Below are 307 nucleotides of genomic sequence, written 5' to 3' on the forward strand. Positions count from 1 at the left end.
TATCTGGGTCAGGACCCGGATATTCGCTATATGCCAAACGGCGGCGCTGTGGCCAGCATTGCGCTGGCCACCTCCGAAACCTGGCGGGACAAACAGACAGGGGAGATGCGGGAACAAACCGAATGGCACCGCGTGGTGCTGTTCGGCAAACTGGCGGAAGTAGCCAGTGAATACCTGCGCAAAGGAGCTCAGGTGTACATCGATGGTCAGCTGCGTACCCGAAAATGGACCGACCAGACCGGCCAGGAACGCTACACGACTGAAGTGGTGGTGCATACCGGCGGTACCATGCAGATGCTGGGCTCCC

General features: G+C 59.6%; 1 protein-coding gene. It reads left to right on the top strand.

Going from position 1 to position 307, the window contains the following annotated elements; genetic code table 11:
- Window positions 1-3: 3 nt before the first annotated feature.
- Window positions 4-307 (top strand): single-stranded DNA-binding protein (gene ssb / locus SB775_RS28515; protein ID WP_410864543.1); only part of this gene is annotated, 304 nt, incomplete at its 3' end.

It is taken from the genome of Peribacillus sp. SIMBA_075 (assembly GCF_046534585.1).